Here is a 17,455-nt window from a genome sequence, read left to right as displayed (position 1 = left end):
AGAGGGTCATCCTCGCCTCCCTCGGCCGAGCGCCACCGCCGCGCCGGCCAGCGCCGCCACCGCGCCGGCGGCCACCGCCCCCACCACTCCGTACTGGCGGCGCACCCGGCGGCGCACCTCGGCGTACGGGGTGGTGGAGAACGAGACCAACTCGTACTGCGAGACGTAGCGGCCGGGCAGGGCACGCTCCAGCGCGTGCTCGATCTTCTTGCGGGTCTGGAACAACGGAGAGGCGACCTTGTCCCGCATCTCCACGAAGTTGGTCAGCGCCATCCGGGCGATCGCCTCGGCGTTGGCCTGCCGGCGGTGCTGGAACAGCGGCAGCGCCGACGCCCACTGGTCGCCGCACTCGTCCAGGCAGCGGTCCAGTTCGACCACGTCCTCGAAGGCGCAGTTGGCGCCCTGGCCGTAGAACGGCACGATGGCGTGCGCCGCGTCGCCGAGCAGGCCGACCCTGCCGGCCACCTGCCACGGCGTGCAGCGGACCGTGCCGAGCACCCCGACCGGGTTGTGCTGGTAGTCGTCGACCAGATTCGGGGCGAGCGGGACCAGGTCCGGGTAGTGGGTGGCGAAGTACGTCTCGATGGCGGCCGGGCTGCCCAGCGAGGCGAAGCTCTGCGTGCCGTGGGTCGGCCAGAACAGCGTGCAGGTGAAGGAGCGGTCCGGGTTGGGCAGCGCGATCATCATCGAGGTGCCGCGCGGCCAGATGTGCAGCGCGCCCGGGTCCAGGGCGAACTCGCCGCCGATCGGCGGGATGGTGAGTTCCTTGTAGCCGTAGTCGAGGAAGTCGAGGCTCTCGCTCACCGCCCCGTACGCCAGCAGTTGCCCGCGCACGGCGGAGCCGGCGCCGTCTGCGCCGAGCACCACCGACGCGGACTCGCCGACCTTGCCCTGCGGCGTCTCGAAGGTCATCTCGCCGGTGACCGGGTCGAGCCCGACGAGCCGGTGGTCGAAGGCGATCCGCACGCCGGGCAGCGCGCTGGCGGCGTCGAGCAGCGCGTTGTTCAGCGCGCCCCGGCTGATCGAGTTGATCGCCCGGTCGCCGGAGACGCTGTACGACTGGAACTGCGGCTCGCCCTCCACCGGGTGGATCATCCGGCCGCGCATCGGCAGCGCGTCGGTCATCACCTGGTGGTCCAGGCCGATCCGGCGCAGCGCGTCCAGGCCGCGCTCGGAGAGCGCCAGGTTGATCGAGCGGCCCCGCTCGACCGTCCCGGTGCGCGGGTCCGGCCGCCGCTCGTAGAGGGCGACCGGGTAGCCGCGCCGGGCCAGGAAGCAGGCCAGCAGGCAGCCGGCCAGCCCGGCACCGACGACGGCGATCTCCTCGCGTTCCGTACTCATCGGGTGGCCTCCACGGTCGCGGCCAGCGCGTCGGCGACCCGCCAGCAGTCGTGGTACGTCGAGTAGAGCGGCACCGGCGCGAACCGCACGATGTCGGGCTCCCGGGCGTCGGCGATCACGCCGTGCTCGTGCCGCAGCCGCTTGGTCAGCTCGTTGGCGCTGCCCCCGCCGATCCGCACGGAGAGCTGGCAGCCCCGGCGGGCCGGGTCGCGCGGGGTGACCACGGTCAACGGCCGGTCGGTGGTCACCTCGTCGAGCAGCCGCTCCAGGTAGCCGGTGAGCCGGAGGCTGCGTTCGCGCAGCGCGGGCATGCCGACCGAGTCGAACAGCTCCAGCGAGGTGCGCACCGGGCCCATCGCGAAGATCGGCGGGTTGGAGATCTGCCACGCCTCGACGGTGGCCGGCGGCCGGGACACCGGCGTCATCTCGAACCGGGTGGTCGCGTCGGTGCTCCACCAGCCCTCGAAGCGCGGCAGCGCGGGATCGCCGAGATGCCGCTCGTGGACGAAGACGCCGCCCAGGGCGCCGGGCCCGGAGTTCAGGTACTTGTAGGAGCACCAGGCGGCGAAGTCGACGTCCCAGTCATGCAGGGCGAGGGGCACGTTGCCGGCGGCGTGCGCCAGGTCCCAGCCGACGAGCGCGCCGGCGGCCCGCCCGGCGGCGGTGATCGCCGGGATGTCCATCAGCTCGCCGGTCAGGTAGTTGACCCCGCCGAGCAGCAGCAGCGCCACGGTGTGCCCCTCGGCGGCCAGGAAGTCCAGGACGTCCTGCGTCCGCAGGGTGTCCTCGCCGGGGCGCGGCCTGAGGCGGACGACGGCGGTGTCCGGGTCGAGGCCGTGGAACCGGGCCTGGCTGCGCACCGCGTAGCTGTCCGAGGGGAAGGCGGTGTCCTCGATGACGATCCGGGTCCGCTCCCCGGCCGGCCGGTAGAAGCTCACCATCAGCAGGTGCAGGTTGACCGTGAGGGAGTTCATCACCACGGTCTCCGCGGGCCGGGCGCCGACCAGTCGCGCGGCCGGCGCGGTCAGGACCTCGTGGTACGGCAGCCAGGGCCGCTCCGCCTCCAGGTGCCCCTCCACGCCCAGCCGGCGCCAGGCGTCCAGGTCGGCGAGGAGTTCCTCCCGGGTGGCCCGCGGCTGCAGGCCCAGCGAGTTGCCCGCCAGGTACGCCACCTCGGGGTAGCGCCCGCCCTCGGCCGGCGGCACGAGGAACAGGTGCCGGTGGCCGGGGTCGGCGGCGTCGAGCGTCCGGGCTTCGGCTTCGGCACCGCCGAAGCCCGGCGACTCGGTGTCAATGTTCGGCACGATTCCTCCGGTCACATCGCGGTCCGGGCCGACCACAGCTCCGGGAAGACCACCCGGGCCATGCTCCGCTGCAACCAGGCCAGCCCGGCGGAGCCGCCGCTGCCGACCTTGGCGCCCATCGAGCGCTGCACCGCCTTGATGTGGTGCCAGCGCCAGTCGCCGAACCCTTCGGCCACCTCGCTCAGCGCCTCGCCGAGCAGGCGCAGGTGGTTGTCGGGGCCACCGTCGGCGTAGATCCGCACCCAGGCCGCCTCGACGGCGGGGTGCGACTCGTGCTCGGCCGCCACGTCCCGCTCCAGCAGCTCGGCGGGCAGCTCGAAGCCGCGCCGGGCGAGCAGCGCCATCACGTCGTCCCAGAGGCTCGGCGTGGCCAGCGCGGCGGTCAGCTCGGCGTGCACCTCGGTCTGCCGGCGGAACGGGCGGATCAGCGCCGGGTCGCGCAGGCCGAGCAGGAACTCCAGCTGCCGGTACATGGCGGACTGGAAGCCGGAGCCCTCGCCGAGCCGGTCGCGGAAGCGGTTGAAGTCGGCCGGGGTCATCCACCGCAGCCCCTGCCAGGCGGCGTTGAGCCCCTCCAGGTGCAGGGCGGCCCGGCGCAGCGGGGGCAGCGCGTCCCAGATCCGGTTGGCCCGCAGCTCGCGCTGGGCGTGCCGCAGCTCGTGGCAGGTCAGCTTGAAGTACAGCTCCATGATCTGGCTGACCATCAAAAAGGACATCTCGCCCGGGTCGTCGCTGAGCGGCTGCTGGAGCTGGTGCAGCGTGCTCGCGTGCACGTACGCGTCGTAGGGCACCCGGTCGGCGAACTCCAGGGTGGGTTTGCCACCGTTGCGCGCCGCCCGGGCCGCCCGCTGCTGCGGGCTGGCCGGCCGCACCGCCGTCGTCTGTTCCACCGTCATCTCCCTCCGTACGCCGGGGTAGACGACATGATGCCGCTGGTTGATCCGCAGATGGAATGCCTGTTCGACGGCGCTACGGTGGTGTCACCTGTCGCGTCGAAGGCGTCTTCGGCCTTCGACTTCACGGAAGAAAGGTCACCGCGTGGACGACATGGACTGGGCGCTGCTGCGCGAGCTCCAGGCCGACGCCCGGCTCTCGTACAGCGAGCTGTCCCGCCGGGTGCACCTGTCCCCGCCCGCCGTGGCCGAGCGGGTGCGGCGGCTGGAGGAGTCCGGGGTGATCACGGGCTACCACGCGCACGTGGACCTGACCCGGGCCGGCCGTACCGTGCTCGCGCTGATCCGGATGTCCTGCTACGGGTCCCGGTGCATCCTCAACGACCCCACCGTGGCGGACTGGCCGGAGATCATGGAGATCCACCGGATCACCGGCGACGCGTGCAGCATGCTCAAGGTGGCCGCGGGCACGATGGGCGAGTTCGAGGGCGTCATCGACCGGCTCGCCCCGTACGGCCAGCCGTCCAGCACCATGGTGCTCTCCACCCCGCTGGACTGGCACCCGGTCACCCCGCTCCCGCCGCCCGGCCCGTCCCCTACCGGCCGGCGCCGCTGATCCGCCCCGGGTTTGCCCCCACGTCAGCGGGAATGCAGCCCGCGCTGCCCGTCAGCAGGATTCCGGTGCGCCGCACCGGAAGGGGGGAATCATGCGAGGGCTCCTGTCACACCGCGCGCTCTGGGCCGTTCTGGGCCTGCTCGGCCTGGTCGCGGCGTTCGTCCTGACCACCGCCTCACCGGCCCGCGCCGGGGAGAACGTCTTCGTCGAGGTCACGCCGAACAGCGTCCAGGCCGGCTCCCGGGTGAGCATCCGGGCCAGCTGCGACGGCAACAACGACCGGCAGGCCCAGGTCACCTCGGACGCCTTCGGGCGGGTGATGCTCCGGCCGGACAACGGCTTCCTCACCGGGGCGGTCACCGTTCCCGGCAACAAGGCGCCCGGCGACTACCCGGTCAACCTGGACTGCTCCAACGGGAAGACCGCCTCCACCATGCTCACCGTCCTGAACATGGCGCAGCCGAGCAAGGGCCCGGCCACCGGCGGCGGGGGCACGGCGGGCGGCCGGGGCGCCGGCTCGCTGCTGCTGGTCGGCGGCCTGGTCGTGGTGGCCGTGGTCGCCGGGGTGGGCGCCCGCCGCAAGACCGGTAGCCGCTTCTGACGAGGTGCGTCCATGGCCCGCTCACCGCGCCGCCACGATCGCACGTCCCGGGTCGGGGCCGGCCTGCGCCTGGTGTCCCGCGCCTCGCGCCGGTTCGCCCACGCCGCCGGCCACGCCTTCTCGGCCAGCGTCACCACGGCGGACCCGCAGGCCCGCCCGGTGCCGCCGGCACGGCAGGCCCAGGCCGCCGGCCGCTGGCGGTACGCCGCCCAGCGCGGCCCCGGCGCCCCGGTGCTGGTCGTCGCGGCGCTCATGGCGCTGATCGTGGCGATGCTCGGGGTGGAACGGCTCACCGGGATCAGCGTGCTGCCGGAGCAGCTCACCGCGGGGCTGCGCCCACCGCCGAAGAAGTTCCCGGTGCTGTCCGGCAGCCCGCCCACGGACCTGACGATCGGCAAGATCGACCTGCGGGCGCCGGTGCACCGGGTCGGCATCGCCCCGGACGGCAGCATCGCGGTGCCGGACGTCGGCCGGGCCGGCGAGGTCGGCTGGTACGACCAGGGACCGACCCCCGGCCAGTACGGCCCGGCGGTCATCGTCGGGCACGTCGACACCACCACCGGGCCGGCGGTCTTCCACGACCTCAAGGACCTCGACGACGGCGACCGGATCGAGGTGACCCGGCAGGACCACTCGGTGGCCGTGTTCGAGGTGACCTCGATCGAGCGGTACGGCAAGGAGCAGTTGCCCGTGCGGGACGTCTACGGCGACTTCAGCCGGCCCAACCTGCGGCTGATCACCTGCGGCGGCCGCTGGGTCGGCGGCGAGACCGGGTACGCGGACAACCTCGTGGTCTACGCCTCGCTGGTGAAGGCGCGGTGAGCGCCGCTCAGGCCGCCTCGGGCTCCGGCTCGCGCAGGTCGAGCCAGTCCGCCCAGCGCGGGTCGGGCGCCCGGTGGCCGAGCACCCGCCAGGCCGTGCCCTTCGGGGCCGCCGGCAGGTTGTGCAGCCGCCAGCCCAGCTCGGCCGGCGTCTTGTCGCCCTTGGTGTGGTTGCAGCGGGCGCAGGCGGCGACCACGTTCTCCCAGGCGTGCCGGCCGCCCCGGCTGCGCGGGAAGACGTGGTCGATGGTCTCCGCCGGGCCGCGGCAGTAGGCGCAGCGCCAGCCGTCCCGGGCGAAGATCGCCCGCCGGGAGAGCCCGACGTGGGTGCGGTAGGGGACCCGGACGTAGCGGGTCAGCCGGACCACCGAGGGGACCGGGAGCGCGTTGCGCGCGCTGTGCAGGATGCCCTCGCCGTCGGCCACGCAGACGGCCTTGGCGGAGAGCACGAGGATCGCCGCGCGACGCACCGACACGACACACAGGGGCTCGTAGGTGGCGTTGAGAACGAGTGCACCCGAGCCCGCCGCGGGTCGTATGTCAGGCATCGCGCTCACCCTCCCGGTCCAGCCGCTCCGGCCACCATGGCGCCGGGCGCGCCCCGCGGGCAGCGGGGAACGACACCGACGCCGGCCGGATCACCGACGTCCGTTGCGCCAATAGTCCCTGATCGCGCCCCGGATTGCACGCACTAATCCGGGGTACCCTCGTGAAGCTTTTTCCGCCCGTGCCAGGATGACCGGTTCCGCCCCGCATGATCGGTTGACCGTCCCTCGGGCGGGAGCCGGGCGGGTCGCCAGCAGGCGTCCAGCGGCGTTGCGGTACGAAAGCAGGGTGAGTCCCGCCAACCTGCTGCTCCACGCGCTGTCCGCCGTCGAGCCGAGTCCGTCCCCGTCCCCGTCCGTCGACTGCCGCACCGACCCCTGGTGCAAGAACGTCTGGGACATCACCGGCTCAGCCTGGTTCGCCGAGGGCAGCTACTGGATCGTCCTGAAGCCGCTGCGGATCGTGCTGATCCTGCTGCTGGCCGTGGCCGCCCGGTGGGCCCTGCACCGCACCATCAACCGGCTGGTCCGGACCACCACCGAGAGCGCGGTGCCCACCATGCTCCGCCCGCTGCGCGAGCGGATCCCCAGCGCCACGCTCGACCCGGAGCAGTTCGTGCCGGAGCGGCGGCGGCAGCGCGCCGAGGCGATCGGCTCGGTGCTGCGCAGCATGGTCACCGCGTTCATCTTCGGCATCGCCCTGCTCATGGTGCTCAAGGAGTTCAGCTTCGACCTGGCCCCGCTGCTGGCCAGCGCCGGCATCGCCGGCGTGGCCCTCGGCTTCGGCGCGCAGAGCCTGGTCAAGGACCTGATCGCCGGCCTGTTCATGCTCATCGAGGATCAGTACGGCGTCGGCGACACCGTCGACCTGGGCGAGGCGACCGGCGTGGTGGAGGCGGTGGGCCTGCGGGTCACCACGGTCCGGGACGGCCGCGGCGTGCTCTGGTACATCCGCAACGGCGAGATCGTCCGGGTGGGCAACAAGAGCCAGGGCTGGGCGCTGGTCGTGGTCGACCTTCCGATCGGCTTCGCCGGCACCGAGGAGGCCACCGCGGTGCTGCGTACGGCGGCCGCCTCCGTCGCGCTGGACCCGGAGCTGTCGCCACAGATCGTCGAGGAGCCGGAGGTGCTCGGCGTCGAGCAGATGACGGTCGACGGCGCGGTGATCCGTACGGTGGTGAAGACCACCGCCGACGGGCAGTTCGCGGTCGGCCGCGAGTTGCGCCGCCGGCTCGCCGAGGCACTGGAGAACTCGGGCATCACGGCCCGGATCGCGGCGGCCCGGCTCTATCCCGGCCTGCCGACCCGCGCTCCGAGCGGCGGCGAGACGGGCACCGGCGGGGCCACCTGACCCGCGTCGCCGGTCGGCTCGACGGGCCCGACGATTTTCGGGGGTCGCGCACCCCGCGGCCCCTCGGGTATCGTCCGTTCGTTCAGTCGGAGATGTGACGATCAATCCGTTCGCCCTAGCCAGTTGTCAGACGATCGGGCAGAATCCGGTGAACATGCTCCCCAAGGGAGCGTGCTGGTGTCCTCGCTGATCCGTAGATCTGACGACGGTTTCCCGGTCGGACCATCACGAGTGGTCGACCCGGAAACGATGGAGGCGACGGTGTCCGACGAGCGACCCGCCCAGGAGGGGCCGGCCACCTTCCGCGACGTGTTCAGCCTCGCGGAGTTCCGCGTCCTCTTCACGGCAAGCGCTCTGTCCTGGATTGGCGACTACGTCGCGAAGGCCGCGGTAACCGTCCTCGTCTACCGGCAGACCGACTCGGTGGCGCTCTCCGCCGCCGCGTTCGCGGCCAGCTACCTGCCCTGGCTGGTCGGCGGCCCGCTGCTCTCCGCGCTCGCCGAGCGCTACCGGTACCGGCAGGTCATGGTGGCCTGCGACGTGGTCCGGATGTTCCTCATGGTGCTGGTCGCCCTGCCCGGGGTGCCGCCCTGGGCGGTCCTCGCCCTGATCTTCGCCGCCACGCTGGCCAACCCGCCGAGCCAGGCCGCCCGGTCCGCGCTGATGCCCCAGATCCTCGCGGGCGACCGGCTGGTGGTCGGCCTGTCGGTGTCGGTGAGCAGCGGACAGGCCGCCCAGGTGCTCGGCTACCTGCTGGGCGCGGCGGTGGCCGCGGTCAACCCGGCCGCCGCGCTGCTGATCAACGCGGCCACCTTCGGCGTCTCCGCGGCGCTGGTCCGTTTCGGCCTGCGGGACCGGCCGCCGACCATGACCGAGGCGCACCGCAGCCACCTGCTGCGGGAGACCGCGGAGGGGTTCCGGCTCGTCTTCGGCCGCCCGGTGCTGCGTGCCATCGCCGTGCTGGTGTTCAGCGCGATGGTCTTCTCGATCGTCCCCGAGGGGCTCGCCGCGGCCTGGGCCAACGAGCGCGCCGGGGACGGCATGGACACCGGCACGGCCCAGGCGGTCATCATGGCCGCCAACCCGGTCGGGTACGTGCTCGGTGGGCTCGCCGTCGGGCGGCTCGTCGGCCCGGCCCGCCGGCTGACCCTGATGCGCCCGCTGGCGGTGATCGCGCCGGCGGTGCTGGTACCCGCGCTGCTCGACCCGCCGCCGGTCGTGGTGGCGCTCCTCGCCGCCGCGTGCGGCTTCGCGGTGGCGGGGCTCATCCCGGTCGCCAACGGGCTCTTCGTCCAGGCGCTGCCGGAGGGCTACCGGGCCCGGGCGTTCGGCGTGATGGCCAGCGGGACCCAGATCATCCAGGGCGCCGCCGTGCTGGCCACCGGGGCGCTCGCCGAGCGGTTCGCCATCCCCTCGGTGGTCGGTGCGTGGAGCGCGGCCGGCGTGCTGCTGATGCTCCTCGCGGTGCTCACCTGGCCCCGCCCGGCGACCATCGAGGCGGCCGTCGAGGCCGCCCGGGCGGAATCCGCCGCCACGGCCGCCCCGGACGGGCGCGGCGGGCACACCCCGGGCCGCGGGGCGGCGGCGGGCGACCGGGGCGGCGAGCGCGGCCGGCGCCGGCATGCCGTGACCTGACTCCTTTTCCGAAGGTGGGCGTGGGCGGCCTCCGGGCGGCGCCTGGCAGGATGGGTGGCGTGACTTCCCCAGGCGAGTCGATGCCCCTCTTCGAGGCGATCGGCGGCGAACCCACCTTCCGCAAGCTGGTGGACGAGTTCTACGCCGGTGTCGCCACCGACCCGCTGCTGCGGCCCATGTACCCGGAGGAGGACCTCGGCCCCGCGGCCGACCGGCTGACGCTCTTCCTCATCCAGTACTGGGGTGGCCCGCACACCTACTCGGAGCAGCGCGGCCACCCGCGGCTGCGGATGCGGCACGCCCCGTTCCGGATCGGCGCGGTCGAGCGGGACGCCTGGCTGCGCCACATGCGCCGGGCCGTGGACCGGCTGGACCTGCCACCGCAGCTCGCCGCCGCGCTCTGGGACTACCTGGAGCGGGCCGCCTATTTCATGGTGAACGTGATGGAGGACCCGGCGGCCGAGGGCTGATCGGGCCCGCCGAGCGGGCCCTGAACGCCGCCCGGCGGACTCAGAGCAGGGCGCCCTCGTCGTGCAGCCAGTCGACGAAGGTGGTGGCCACCGCCGCACCGCAGTCGAGCATCTCGACCAGCAGCGCGTCGTGAGTGCCGGCACCGAGCGGGACCTGGAGCTCCGCGTAGATGGGCAGCTGGCCGCGCTCGGTCGGGTCGCCGATGTATGCCTTGCAGAACCGCCGGGTGTGGTTCCACTCGTTGACCACGCGGTAGGCGCGGTCGGCCCAGTCCGGCGGGACGGTCGCGTGCGGCCGGGCCCGCATCACGAGGATCTCGTCCTCGGGGCCCTCCAGGGTGACCAGCACGGCGTGGCGCTCCCACATGGCCAGCAGGTTGCCGTCGCCGTCGGCCAGGTAGCGCACGTCGAGCAGGTCGAGCGCGTCGCAGACCCGGCGGAGGGTGACCGGGGCGACGGTTGCCGGCATGTCGGCGATCACGGGCCGCTCGGCGGCCGCCGCGTCGTCCGCCGGCTGACGGGGGGTCGGTGGCCCGACCCGGACGGTGTCATCCACTGTGATCCCGCTTCGAGTTTCCGGGTCGCCGCCACCAGCGGGACCTGGGCGCCATGACCACCACGGCATCGCTCGCGCACCTCACTCCCCAGCGGATCCAGCCGCCTACGGTGCGTTGGATCCGAGGATGGACGGTACCCGGACAGCCGGCAGGAGGCATCCCCCCAACGGTCGCCCCAAACCGGAAGAACGACTATGGGTCATCCGTTCGGATGAACTCAGATGGGCGTCAGTGCGAGGTCCGCGACCTTCCGCGACCAGGCCGCTCCGTACGGTCCGACGAGCCCGACCCAACGGCCGGCCACGCGTACCTGGACGTCGCCGGCGCCGAGGAAGCCCATCCGGACCAGCCCCTGCACCAGCCGCTGCGGCACCTCCACCGGAACGCCCGGCGCCTCGTCCGGGGTCACCACCACGGCGACGTGGTCCAGCAGCGCGTCCCGCAGCGCCCGCTGCCCCACCGCCCGGCCCGCCACGCCGTGGGTGGCCGCCTCGCGCAGCGTCCCCGCCGCCGCGGCGGCGATCCGCCGGACCTCGGCGGCGGGCAGCGCCTCCACCGCCCGGCTGGCCGCCGGCGGCAGCGGCCAGCGCCACCCGTCGTCCCGGCGCCGGGGCAGCGCGTCGCCACCCGCCGACAGCTCCGCCAGCAACTCCCCCGCCGCCACCGTGGCGTCGCCCGGCGCCGTGCCGGACACGGTCCGGACCACGAACACGTCCCACGGCAGCCGGGCCCACAGGGCGGTGCGCCCGGCCCCCGGCACCGGCCGGAGCCGGACCAGGGTGCCCGGGTCGAGCCGGACCAGGCGGGCCAGGAACGCGCCCGCGTCGGCCACGTCGTCGAGCCCGTGCCCGGTGACCGGCGTGGTCATCCGGACAGCCCGGGCGCGTACCGGAGCAGGAAGGCCCGCTCGTCGGCGGAGATCCGGCGGGGCCGCTGCGCGGCCAGGTCGAACGGGACCAGGACCGAGCGGGCCCGGCTGGCCAGCACGTCGCGGTCGTAGAGCTCGTAGGCGACGGTGAACGACGCCGCCCGGATCTCCTCCACCCACAGCTCGATCCGGACCGTGGGGGCCGCCTCCGCGGTGGCCCGGCCCAGCGCGTAGTCGACCGGGCGCAGGTAGTCGACCTCGTGCCGGCGGATGACCACCCCGTCGGCGAACGAGCCCACTCCCCACGCCCGGCCGCCGGCGAACATCATCGCCACCCGCGCCTCCTCGTAGAGCGTGAGGAAGCGGGAGTTGTTGACGTGGCCGTACGCGTCCAGGTCGGACCAGCGCAGCGCGCAGTCGTAGACGAACCGGTCAGTCACGGGTGAGCTTGCGGTAGGTCACCCGGTGCGGCCGGGCGGCATCCGCGCCGAGTCGGTCGATCTTGTTCTTCTCGTAGGCCTCGAAGTTGCCCTCGAACCAGAACCAGCGGGCCGGGTTCTGGTCGTCGCCCTCCCAGGCCAGGATGTGCGTGGCGACCCGGTCCAGGAACATCCGGTCGTGCGAGATGACCACGGCGCAGCCGGGGAACTCCAGCAGCGCGTTCTCCAGGCTGCCGAGCGTCTCGACGTCGAGGTCGTTGGTCGGCTCGTCCAGCAGGATCACGTTGCCGCCGATCTTGAGGGTCAGCGCCAGGTTGAGCCGGTTGCGCTCGCCACCGGAGAGCACCTTGGTCGGTTTCTGCTGGTCCGGGCCCTTGAAGCCGAACGCCGCGATGTACGCCCGCGACGGCATCTCGACCTTGCCCACGAGCAGGTGGTCCAGCCCGTCGGAGACCGTCTCCCAGACCGTCTTGTCCCCGGCCAGGCCGGCCCGGCTCTGGTCGACGTACGACAGGGAGACCGTCTCGCCCACCCGGACCGAGCCGGCGGTCGGCTCCTCCAGGCCCACGATGGTCTTGAACAGGGTGGTCTTGCCGACGCCGTTCGGGCCGATCACGCCGACGATGCCGTTGCGCGGCAGGGAGAAGCTGAGGTCGTCGATCAGCACCCGGTCGCCGAAGGCCTTGACCAGGTTCTTGGCCTCGATCACCGTGCTGCCCAGGCGCGGGCCCGGCGGGATCTGGATCTCCTCGAAGTCCAGCTTGCGGGTCTGCTCGGCCGCGGTGGCCATCTCCTCGTAGCGGTCGAGGCGGGCCTTGGACTTGGTCTGCCGGGCCTTGGCGTTCGAGCGGACCCATTCGAGCTCGTCGTCGAGGCGCTTCTTCATCTTGGCGTCGCGCCGGCCCTCGACCGCCATGCGGGCGGCCTTCTTCTCCAGGTAGGTGGAGTAGTTGCCCTCGTACGGGTAGGTACGGCCGCGGTCCAGCTCCAGGATCCAGTTGGCCACGTTGTCGAGGAAGTACCGGTCGTGGGTGATGGCGATCACCGTGCCGGCGTACTTGGCCAGGTGCTGCTCCAGCCACTGCACGCTCTCCGCGTCCAGGTGGTTGGTGGGCTCGTCGAGCAGCAGCAGGTCGGGCGCCTCCAGCAGCAGCTTGCACAGCGCCACCCGGCGGCGCTCACCGCCGGAGAGCTGGAGCACGTCGGCGTCCGGCGGGGGGCAGCGCAGCGCGTCCATGGCCAGTTCGAGCTTGGAGTCGACGTCCCAGGCGTCGGCGTGGTCGAGCTCCTCCTGGAGCTTGCCCATCTCCTCCATCAGCTCGTCGGTGTAGTCGGTCGCCATCTGCTCGGCGATCTTGTTGAACCGCTCCAGCTTGGCCTTGGTCTCGGCGACCGCCTCCTCGATGTTGCCGAGGACGGTCTTGGCGTCGTTGAGCGCCGGCTCCTGCGCCAGCATGCCGACGGTGTAGCCGGGCATGAGCCGGGCCTCGCCGTTGCTCGGCTGGTCCCAACCTGCCATGATCTTGAGGAGGCTGGACTTACCGGCGCCGTTCGGGCCGACCACACCGATCTTGGCCCCCGGCAGGAAGTTCAGCGTCACGTTGTCGAGCACGACCTTGTCGCCGTGCGCCTTGCGCGCCTTTTCCAGGACGTAGATGAACTGGGCCACGGTGCGGGCTACCTCCGTCGGTTGCGATCGCGAGCTGGCGGCGCGGGCGCGGGCTGCGAGGTTTGCCCGCCGCCGCCGGCCGGGGCCGGCCGCGCGCACGCCGTCGCCAATCCTGACAGGTAAGCCCCGCTCCGCCCACATCACCCCGCCCCCGAGTGCGCGGCGCGCCGCCGCTGTCGACAAGATCACGATGTGGGTTCGGCGCTTCCGGGACGGGTAGGGAACTCCGGCACGGGGCAACAGAGGCCGCAGCTACGCTCAGTACGCTCAGCGCGGTGGACCCGTCAGCAACCGGAGGTGGCCGATCGTGACCGTCCGTAGCTCCTTTGTCGTTGTGGCGAACCGACTGCCGGTCGACGAGGTGAGCACACCCGAAGGGCGGCAGTGGCGACGCAGCCCGGGCGGCCTGGTGACCGCGCTGCATCCGGTCCTCGCCGAGCACCAGGGCACCTGGGTGGGCTGGGCCGGTGGCACCGGCGCCGCCCCCGAGCCGTTCGACCTGGAGGGGATCCGGCTGCACCCGGTGCCGCTGAGCGCCGAGGAGCTGGAGCGCTACTACGAGGGGCAGTCGAACGCGACCATCTGGCCGCTCTACCACGACGCGGTCGAGACCCCGGCCTACAAGCGGCGCTGGCGCGAGGCGTACCGGTTGGTCAACGCCCGGTTCGCGGAGGCCGCGGCGGACGTGGCGGCCGAGGGCGCCACGGTCTGGGTGCAGGACTACCAGCTCCAGCTCGTGCCGGCGATGCTCCGGGAGCTGCGGCCGGACCTGCGGATCGGGTTCTTCCTGCACATCCCGTTCCCGCCGATCGAGCTGTTCATGCAGATGCCGTTCCGCACCGAGATCCTGCGTGGCCTGCTCGGCGCCGACCTGGTCGGCTTCCAGCAGCGGCTGGCGGCGCAGAACTTCGTCCGGCTGGCCCGGCACCTGCTCGGCCTCCGCTACGAGGGGCAGATGATCCAGGTCGACGGGCGGCAGGTGAAGGCCGGCGCGTTCCCCATCTCGATCGACACCCGGGAGATGGAGCGGCTGGCCGAGGACCCGGCGATCCAGGCCCGCGCCAAGCAGATCCGCGAGGAGCTGGGCAACCCGAAGACGATCATCCTGGGCGTCGACCGGCTCGACTACACCAAGGGCATCGAGCTCCGGCTGAAGGCCTTCCGCGAGCTCCTCGCTGACGGAAAGTTGACAGTCCCCGACGCGGTCATGGTGCAGGTAGCCACGCCGAGCCGCGAGCGCGTGGAGCACTACCAGGCACTTCGGGTGAAGGTCGAACGCGAGGTCGGCCGGATTAATGGCGAATTCGGACGGGTCGGCGTGCCGGCGGTGCATTATCTGCATCAGTCGTACAGTCGCTCCGAACTCGCCGCGATGTACGTCGCGGCAGACGTGATGATGGTGACCCCGCTGCGAGACGGAATGAATCTGGTGGCCAAGGAGTACGTCGCATCGCGCGCCGACCAGGGCGGCGCGCTCGTGCTCAGTGAGTTCGCCGGCGCCGCCACCGAGCTGCGCCAGGCGTTCCTGTGCAACCCGCACGACCCCGACGCGGTGAAGGACGCGCTGCTGCGCGCCGTGCACGTCGAGAAACCCGAGGCCCGCCGCCGGATGCGGATAATGCAACGCCACCTGCGCAGCCACGACGTCGGCCACTGGGCCAAGTCCTTCCTGACCGAACTCGGCGTGCCCGATGCGGAGGCTGCGTGAGCACGAGCACCCCCACCACTCCGCCCGGCGGGGTGATGGATCCCGAGCTGCGCGCCGCCATCGGCCGGATCGCCCGGGTCCCCCAGCTCCTGGTCGCCTGCGACTACGACGGCACCCTGGCGCCGATCGTCGAGGACCCGAGCAAGGCCGTGCCGCTGCCGGAGTCGGTGGCCGCCGTCCGCGCCCTGGCGTCCCTGCCGCAGACCAGCGTCGCGGTGGTCTCCGGCCGCGCGCTGCGCGACCTGGCCACGCTCTCCCGGCTGCCCAGCGAGGTGCACCTGGTGGGCAGCCACGGGTCCGAGTTCGACATCGGCTTCGTCGAGCGGCTCACCCCGGAACTGATCGCGGTCCGGCACCGGCTCCGCAGCGAGCTGCGCGAGATCGCCGCGGCCCACCCGGGCGTACGCCTGGAACGCAAGCCGGCCAGCGTCGCGGTGCACACCCGCGGGGTCGACCCGCAGATCGCCGCCGCGGCCATCGAGGCGGTCCGCAGCGGCCCCGCCACCTGGGAGGACGTCACCGTCACCCAGGGCAAGGAGGTCATCGAGCTGTCGGTCGTGGCGACCCACAAGGGCACCGCGGTCGACCAACTCCGCACCCAGCTCGCGGCCAGCGCGGTGCTGTTCATCGGCGACGACGTCACCGACGAGAACGCCTTCGGCAACCTGCACGGGCCGGACGTCGGCATCAAGATCGGCCCGGGTGACACCCGGGCCGACTACCGGGTGGCCGAGCCGATCGAGGCGGCCCGGGCGCTGGGCCTGCTGCTGGAGACCCGGCGGCACTGGCTCTTCGGCGAGCGGGCGGTGCCGATCGAGCGGCACTCGATGCTGGCCAACGGCCGCACGGTCGCGCTGGTCACCCCCGAAGCCAAGATCACCTGGCTGTGCCACCCGAAGCCGGACTCGGCGGCGATCTTCGCGGACCTGGTCGGCGGCAGCCCGGCCGGGCACTTCACGGTCGGCCCGCAGCGGGGCGGCATCCCGCTGGGCCAGCGCTACCGCAGCAACACCATGACGGTGGAGACCCGCTGGTCCGGCCTGACCGTGACCGACTGGCTGGACCTGCCGGCCAAGGAGACCACGCCGGACGGCCCGGTGGTCGTCACCGGCGACTCGACGCTGGTCCGGGTGCTCAGCGGCACCGGGCGGGCCCGGGTCGACTTCGCCCCGCGCCCCGAGTTCGGCCAGGTCGCCGTGCAGCTCCAGCCGCTGGACGACGGGCTGCTGGTGCTCGGCTCCAACGAGCCGGTGGCCCTCTACTCGCCGGGCGTCGAGTGGGAGGTCACCAACGACGCCGGCTACGAGACGGCCAAGGCCGTGGTGGACCTGTCGGCCGCCGGCGGCCAGGTGGTGCTGGAGCTGCGCTTCGGCACGCAGAGCCTGGAACACCACCGGGTGCCGATCCACGAGCGGCAGGCCGCCGCCGAGCAGCCCTGGAAGGACTGGGTGGCCTCGCTGCGGCTGCCCGGCACCGCCCGGGACCTGGTGGCCCGCAGCGCGCTCACCCTGCGCGGGCTCTGCCACGAGCCGACCGGATCGATCCTCGCCGCGGCGACCACCTCGCTCCCCGAGGAGCTGGGCGGCGTCCGCAACTGGGACTACCGCTACTGCTGGCTGCGGGACGCGGCCATGACCGCCCGCGCGCTGGTCGACCTCGGTTCCACCGAGGAGGCGGAGGGCCTGCTGCGCTGGGTCGACGGCGTCATCGACCGCACCGGGGGGCACCCGGAGCGGCTGCACCCGCTCTACACGGTCGACGGCTACGAGCTGGGCGCCGAGGCGGTCATCGACACCCTGCCCGGTTACGCCGGCTCCCGGCCGGTCCGGGTCGGCAACCTCGCCAACCACCAGCTCCAGCTCGACGTCTTCGGGCCGGTCGCGGATCTGATCGCCGCGGTGGCCGACGCCCGGGGCTCGGTGCGCGACGACGAGTGGCGGGTGCTGGAGAACATGGTCGAGGCGGTCCGCCGCCGCTGGCACGAGCCCGACCACGGCATCTGGGAGGCCCGCCTCCCGCCCCGGCACCACGTCTTCTCCAAGGTCATGCTCTGGATGACCGTCGACCGGGCGCTGCACGTGGTGCGGCAGCACGGCGGCCAGGACCGGCCGGAGTGGGTCGAACTGCGCGACCGGATCGCCGACAACGTGCTGGAACACGGCTGGCACCCGGAGGCCGAGGCCTACAGCGTCGCCTACGGGTACGAGGAGATGGACGCCTCGTCGCTGTGGATCGGCATCTCGGGGCTGCTCGCCGGTGACGACCCGCGCTTCCTGTCCACGGTGCTGAAGATCGAGGCGGAGCTGCGCAGCGGCCCGGTCGTCTACCGCTACCACTGGGACGACGGCCTGCCCGGCCGGGAGGGCGGCTTCCACATCTGCACGGCGTGGCTGATCGAGGCGTACCTGCGCACCGGTCGGCGCACCGACGCGGAGGAGCTGTTCGCCCAGATGGTCGACACGGCGGGGCCGACCGGGCTGCTCCCCGAGCAGTACGACCCGCTCGCCGAGCGCGGGCTGGGCAACCACCCGCAGGCCTACAGCCACCTCGGGCTGATCCGCTGCGCCCTGATGCTGGACAACATGCTCAAGCAGTGATTTGAACGGCCACGACGGCGGCCCGGGACCATCAGGTCC

Annotated in this window: 16 protein-coding genes; 8 read left to right on the top strand and 8 right to left on the bottom strand. The window is 72.9% G+C overall.

Annotated elements, in window-relative coordinates; genetic code table 11:
- Nucleotides 1-6 precede the first annotated feature (6 nt).
- From ABZS80_RS27420 to ABZS80_RS27410, 3 genes are read right to left on the bottom strand one after another with little or no spacing between them, the layout of a single operon-like run.
- A complete protein-coding gene (locus ABZS80_RS27420) occupies nt 7-1,341 on the bottom strand; it encodes an NAD(P)/FAD-dependent oxidoreductase (protein WP_355060248.1) in 1,335 nt (444 codons plus the stop codon).
- Nucleotides 1,338-2,636: a kynureninase gene (gene kynU, locus ABZS80_RS27415; protein WP_355060321.1), complete on the bottom strand. Its 1,299-nt coding sequence runs from the start codon at nt 2,634-2,636 to the stop codon at nt 1,338-1,340. Before kynU ends, ABZS80_RS27420 begins: the two co-directional genes overlap by 4 nt.
- A gap of 20 nt (nt 2,637-2,656) precedes the next feature.
- A complete protein-coding gene (locus ABZS80_RS27410) occupies nt 2,657-3,541 on the bottom strand; it encodes a tryptophan 2,3-dioxygenase family protein (RefSeq protein WP_355060246.1) in 885 nt (294 codons plus the stop codon).
- A 142-nt stretch (nt 3,542-3,683) separates the two neighbouring features.
- Between ABZS80_RS27410 and ABZS80_RS27405 the strand changes: the two genes are divergently transcribed.
- From ABZS80_RS27405 to ABZS80_RS27395, 3 genes are all read left to right on the top strand, one after another.
- On the top strand, nt 3,684-4,154 hold the full coding sequence (locus ABZS80_RS27405; protein WP_355060244.1) for an Lrp/AsnC family transcriptional regulator: 471 nt from the start codon (nt 3,684-3,686) through the stop codon (nt 4,152-4,154).
- A gap of 91 nt (nt 4,155-4,245) precedes the next feature.
- Nucleotides 4,246-4,755: a hypothetical protein gene (locus ABZS80_RS27400; protein WP_355060242.1), complete on the top strand. Its 510-nt coding sequence runs from the start codon at nt 4,246-4,248 to the stop codon at nt 4,753-4,755.
- A 12-nt stretch (nt 4,756-4,767) separates the two neighbouring features.
- Nucleotides 4,768-5,577: a class F sortase gene (locus tag ABZS80_RS27395; protein WP_355060240.1), complete on the top strand. Its 810-nt coding sequence runs from the start codon at nt 4,768-4,770 to the stop codon at nt 5,575-5,577.
- Nucleotides 5,578-5,584: 7 nt separating this feature from the next.
- On the opposite strand, the gene ABZS80_RS27390 is transcribed toward ABZS80_RS27395, so the two are convergent.
- Nucleotides 5,585-6,124, bottom strand: a complete 540-nt coding sequence (locus ABZS80_RS27390; protein WP_355060238.1) for an HNH endonuclease — start codon at nt 6,122-6,124, stop codon at nt 5,585-5,587.
- Between the two features lie 301 nt (nt 6,125-6,425).
- Here ABZS80_RS27390 and ABZS80_RS27385 point away from each other — a divergent pair, with 301 nt between their 5' ends.
- The 3 genes from ABZS80_RS27385 to ABZS80_RS27375 all read left to right on the top strand — a co-directional run bounded on the left by ABZS80_RS27385 (nt 6,426) and on the right by ABZS80_RS27375 (nt 9,577).
- Nucleotides 6,426-7,472 (top strand): mechanosensitive ion channel domain-containing protein, encoded by a 1,047-nt coding sequence (locus tag ABZS80_RS27385; RefSeq protein WP_355060319.1) that lies wholly within the window; start codon nt 6,426-6,428, stop codon nt 7,470-7,472.
- A 249-nt stretch (nt 7,473-7,721) separates the two neighbouring features.
- Nucleotides 7,722-9,107, top strand: coding sequence for an MFS transporter (locus ABZS80_RS27380; RefSeq protein WP_355060236.1), 1,386 nt, complete (start codon nt 7,722-7,724; stop codon nt 9,105-9,107).
- 80 nt (nt 9,108-9,187) lie between these two features.
- Nucleotides 9,188-9,577, top strand: coding sequence for a globin (locus ABZS80_RS27375; protein WP_192579759.1), 390 nt, complete (start codon nt 9,188-9,190; stop codon nt 9,575-9,577).
- Between the two features lie 40 nt (nt 9,578-9,617).
- On the opposite strand, the gene ABZS80_RS27370 is transcribed toward ABZS80_RS27375, so the two are convergent.
- From ABZS80_RS27370 to ettA, 4 genes are all read right to left on the bottom strand, one after another.
- On the bottom strand, nt 9,618-10,202 hold the full coding sequence (locus tag ABZS80_RS27370) for a YbjN domain-containing protein (protein WP_313718602.1): 585 nt from the start codon (nt 10,200-10,202) through the stop codon (nt 9,618-9,620).
- Between the two features lie 149 nt (nt 10,203-10,351).
- A complete protein-coding gene (locus ABZS80_RS27365) occupies nt 10,352-11,002 on the bottom strand; it encodes a hypothetical protein (protein WP_355060234.1) in 651 nt (216 codons plus the stop codon).
- Complete coding sequence (locus ABZS80_RS27360) at nt 10,999-11,442, bottom strand: thioesterase family protein (protein ID WP_151461799.1); 444 nt, start codon at nt 11,440-11,442, stop codon at nt 10,999-11,001. The genes ABZS80_RS27365 and ABZS80_RS27360 overlap by 4 nt, the downstream gene beginning before the upstream one ends.
- Entirely contained in the window at nt 11,435-13,111 is a 1,677-nt protein-coding gene (gene ettA, locus ABZS80_RS27355) for an energy-dependent translational throttle protein EttA (RefSeq protein ID WP_355060232.1), read from the bottom strand. The genes ABZS80_RS27360 and ettA overlap by 8 nt, the downstream gene beginning before the upstream one ends.
- A 307-nt stretch (nt 13,112-13,418) precedes the next feature.
- On the opposite strand from ettA, the gene ABZS80_RS27350 reads away from it, so the two are divergent.
- Both ABZS80_RS27350 and otsB read left to right on the top strand, forming a co-directional pair.
- Nucleotides 13,419-14,819: a trehalose-6-phosphate synthase gene (locus ABZS80_RS27350; protein ID WP_091269672.1), complete on the top strand. Its 1,401-nt coding sequence runs from the start codon at nt 13,419-13,421 to the stop codon at nt 14,817-14,819.
- Nucleotides 14,816-17,416 carry a trehalose-phosphatase gene (gene otsB / locus ABZS80_RS27345; RefSeq protein WP_355060229.1) on the top strand — a complete coding sequence of 867 codons (2,601 nt, stop codon included), beginning with the start codon at nt 14,816-14,818 and terminating at the stop codon, nt 17,414-17,416. Before ABZS80_RS27350 ends, otsB begins: the two co-directional genes overlap by 4 nt.
- The last annotated feature ends 39 nt before the right edge of the window (nt 17,417-17,455 follow it).

The organism is Micromonospora sp. NPDC005305, assembly GCF_040607315.1.
GTDB lineage: Bacteria > Actinomycetota > Actinomycetes > Mycobacteriales > Micromonosporaceae > Micromonospora.
The sequence above is the reverse complement of the archived record's forward strand: the minus strand, read 5'-3'. Positions and strand labels throughout refer to the sequence as shown.

What these genes read in the sequence shown, in the direction of transcription:
- ABZS80_RS27410 (WP_355060246.1), bottom strand. Translation starts at nt 3,541, where the DNA reads ATGACGGTGGAACAGACGACGGCGGTGCGGCCGGCCAGCCCGCAGCAG.
- ABZS80_RS27395 (WP_355060240.1), top strand. Translation starts at nt 4,768, where the DNA reads ATGGCCCGCTCACCGCGCCGCCACGATCGCACGTCCCGGGTCGGGGCC.
- ABZS80_RS27380 (WP_355060236.1), top strand. Translation starts at nt 7,722, where the DNA reads ATGGAGGCGACGGTGTCCGACGAGCGACCCGCCCAGGAGGGGCCGGCC.
- ABZS80_RS27420 (WP_355060248.1), bottom strand. Translation starts at nt 1,341, where the DNA reads ATGAGTACGGAACGCGAGGAGATCGCCGTCGTCGGTGCCGGGCTGGCC.
- ABZS80_RS27390 (WP_355060238.1), bottom strand. Translation starts at nt 6,124, where the DNA reads ATGCCTGACATACGACCCGCGGCGGGCTCGGGTGCACTCGTTCTCAAC.
- ABZS80_RS27375 (WP_192579759.1), top strand. Translation starts at nt 9,188, where the DNA reads ATGCCCCTCTTCGAGGCGATCGGCGGCGAACCCACCTTCCGCAAGCTG.
- ABZS80_RS27370 (WP_313718602.1), bottom strand. Translation starts at nt 10,202, where the DNA reads ATGCCGTGGTGGTCATGGCGCCCAGGTCCCGCTGGTGGCGGCGACCCG.
- ABZS80_RS27400 (WP_355060242.1), top strand. Translation starts at nt 4,246, where the DNA reads ATGCGAGGGCTCCTGTCACACCGCGCGCTCTGGGCCGTTCTGGGCCTG.
- ABZS80_RS27365 (WP_355060234.1), bottom strand. Translation starts at nt 11,002, where the DNA reads ATGACCACGCCGGTCACCGGGCACGGGCTCGACGACGTGGCCGACGCG.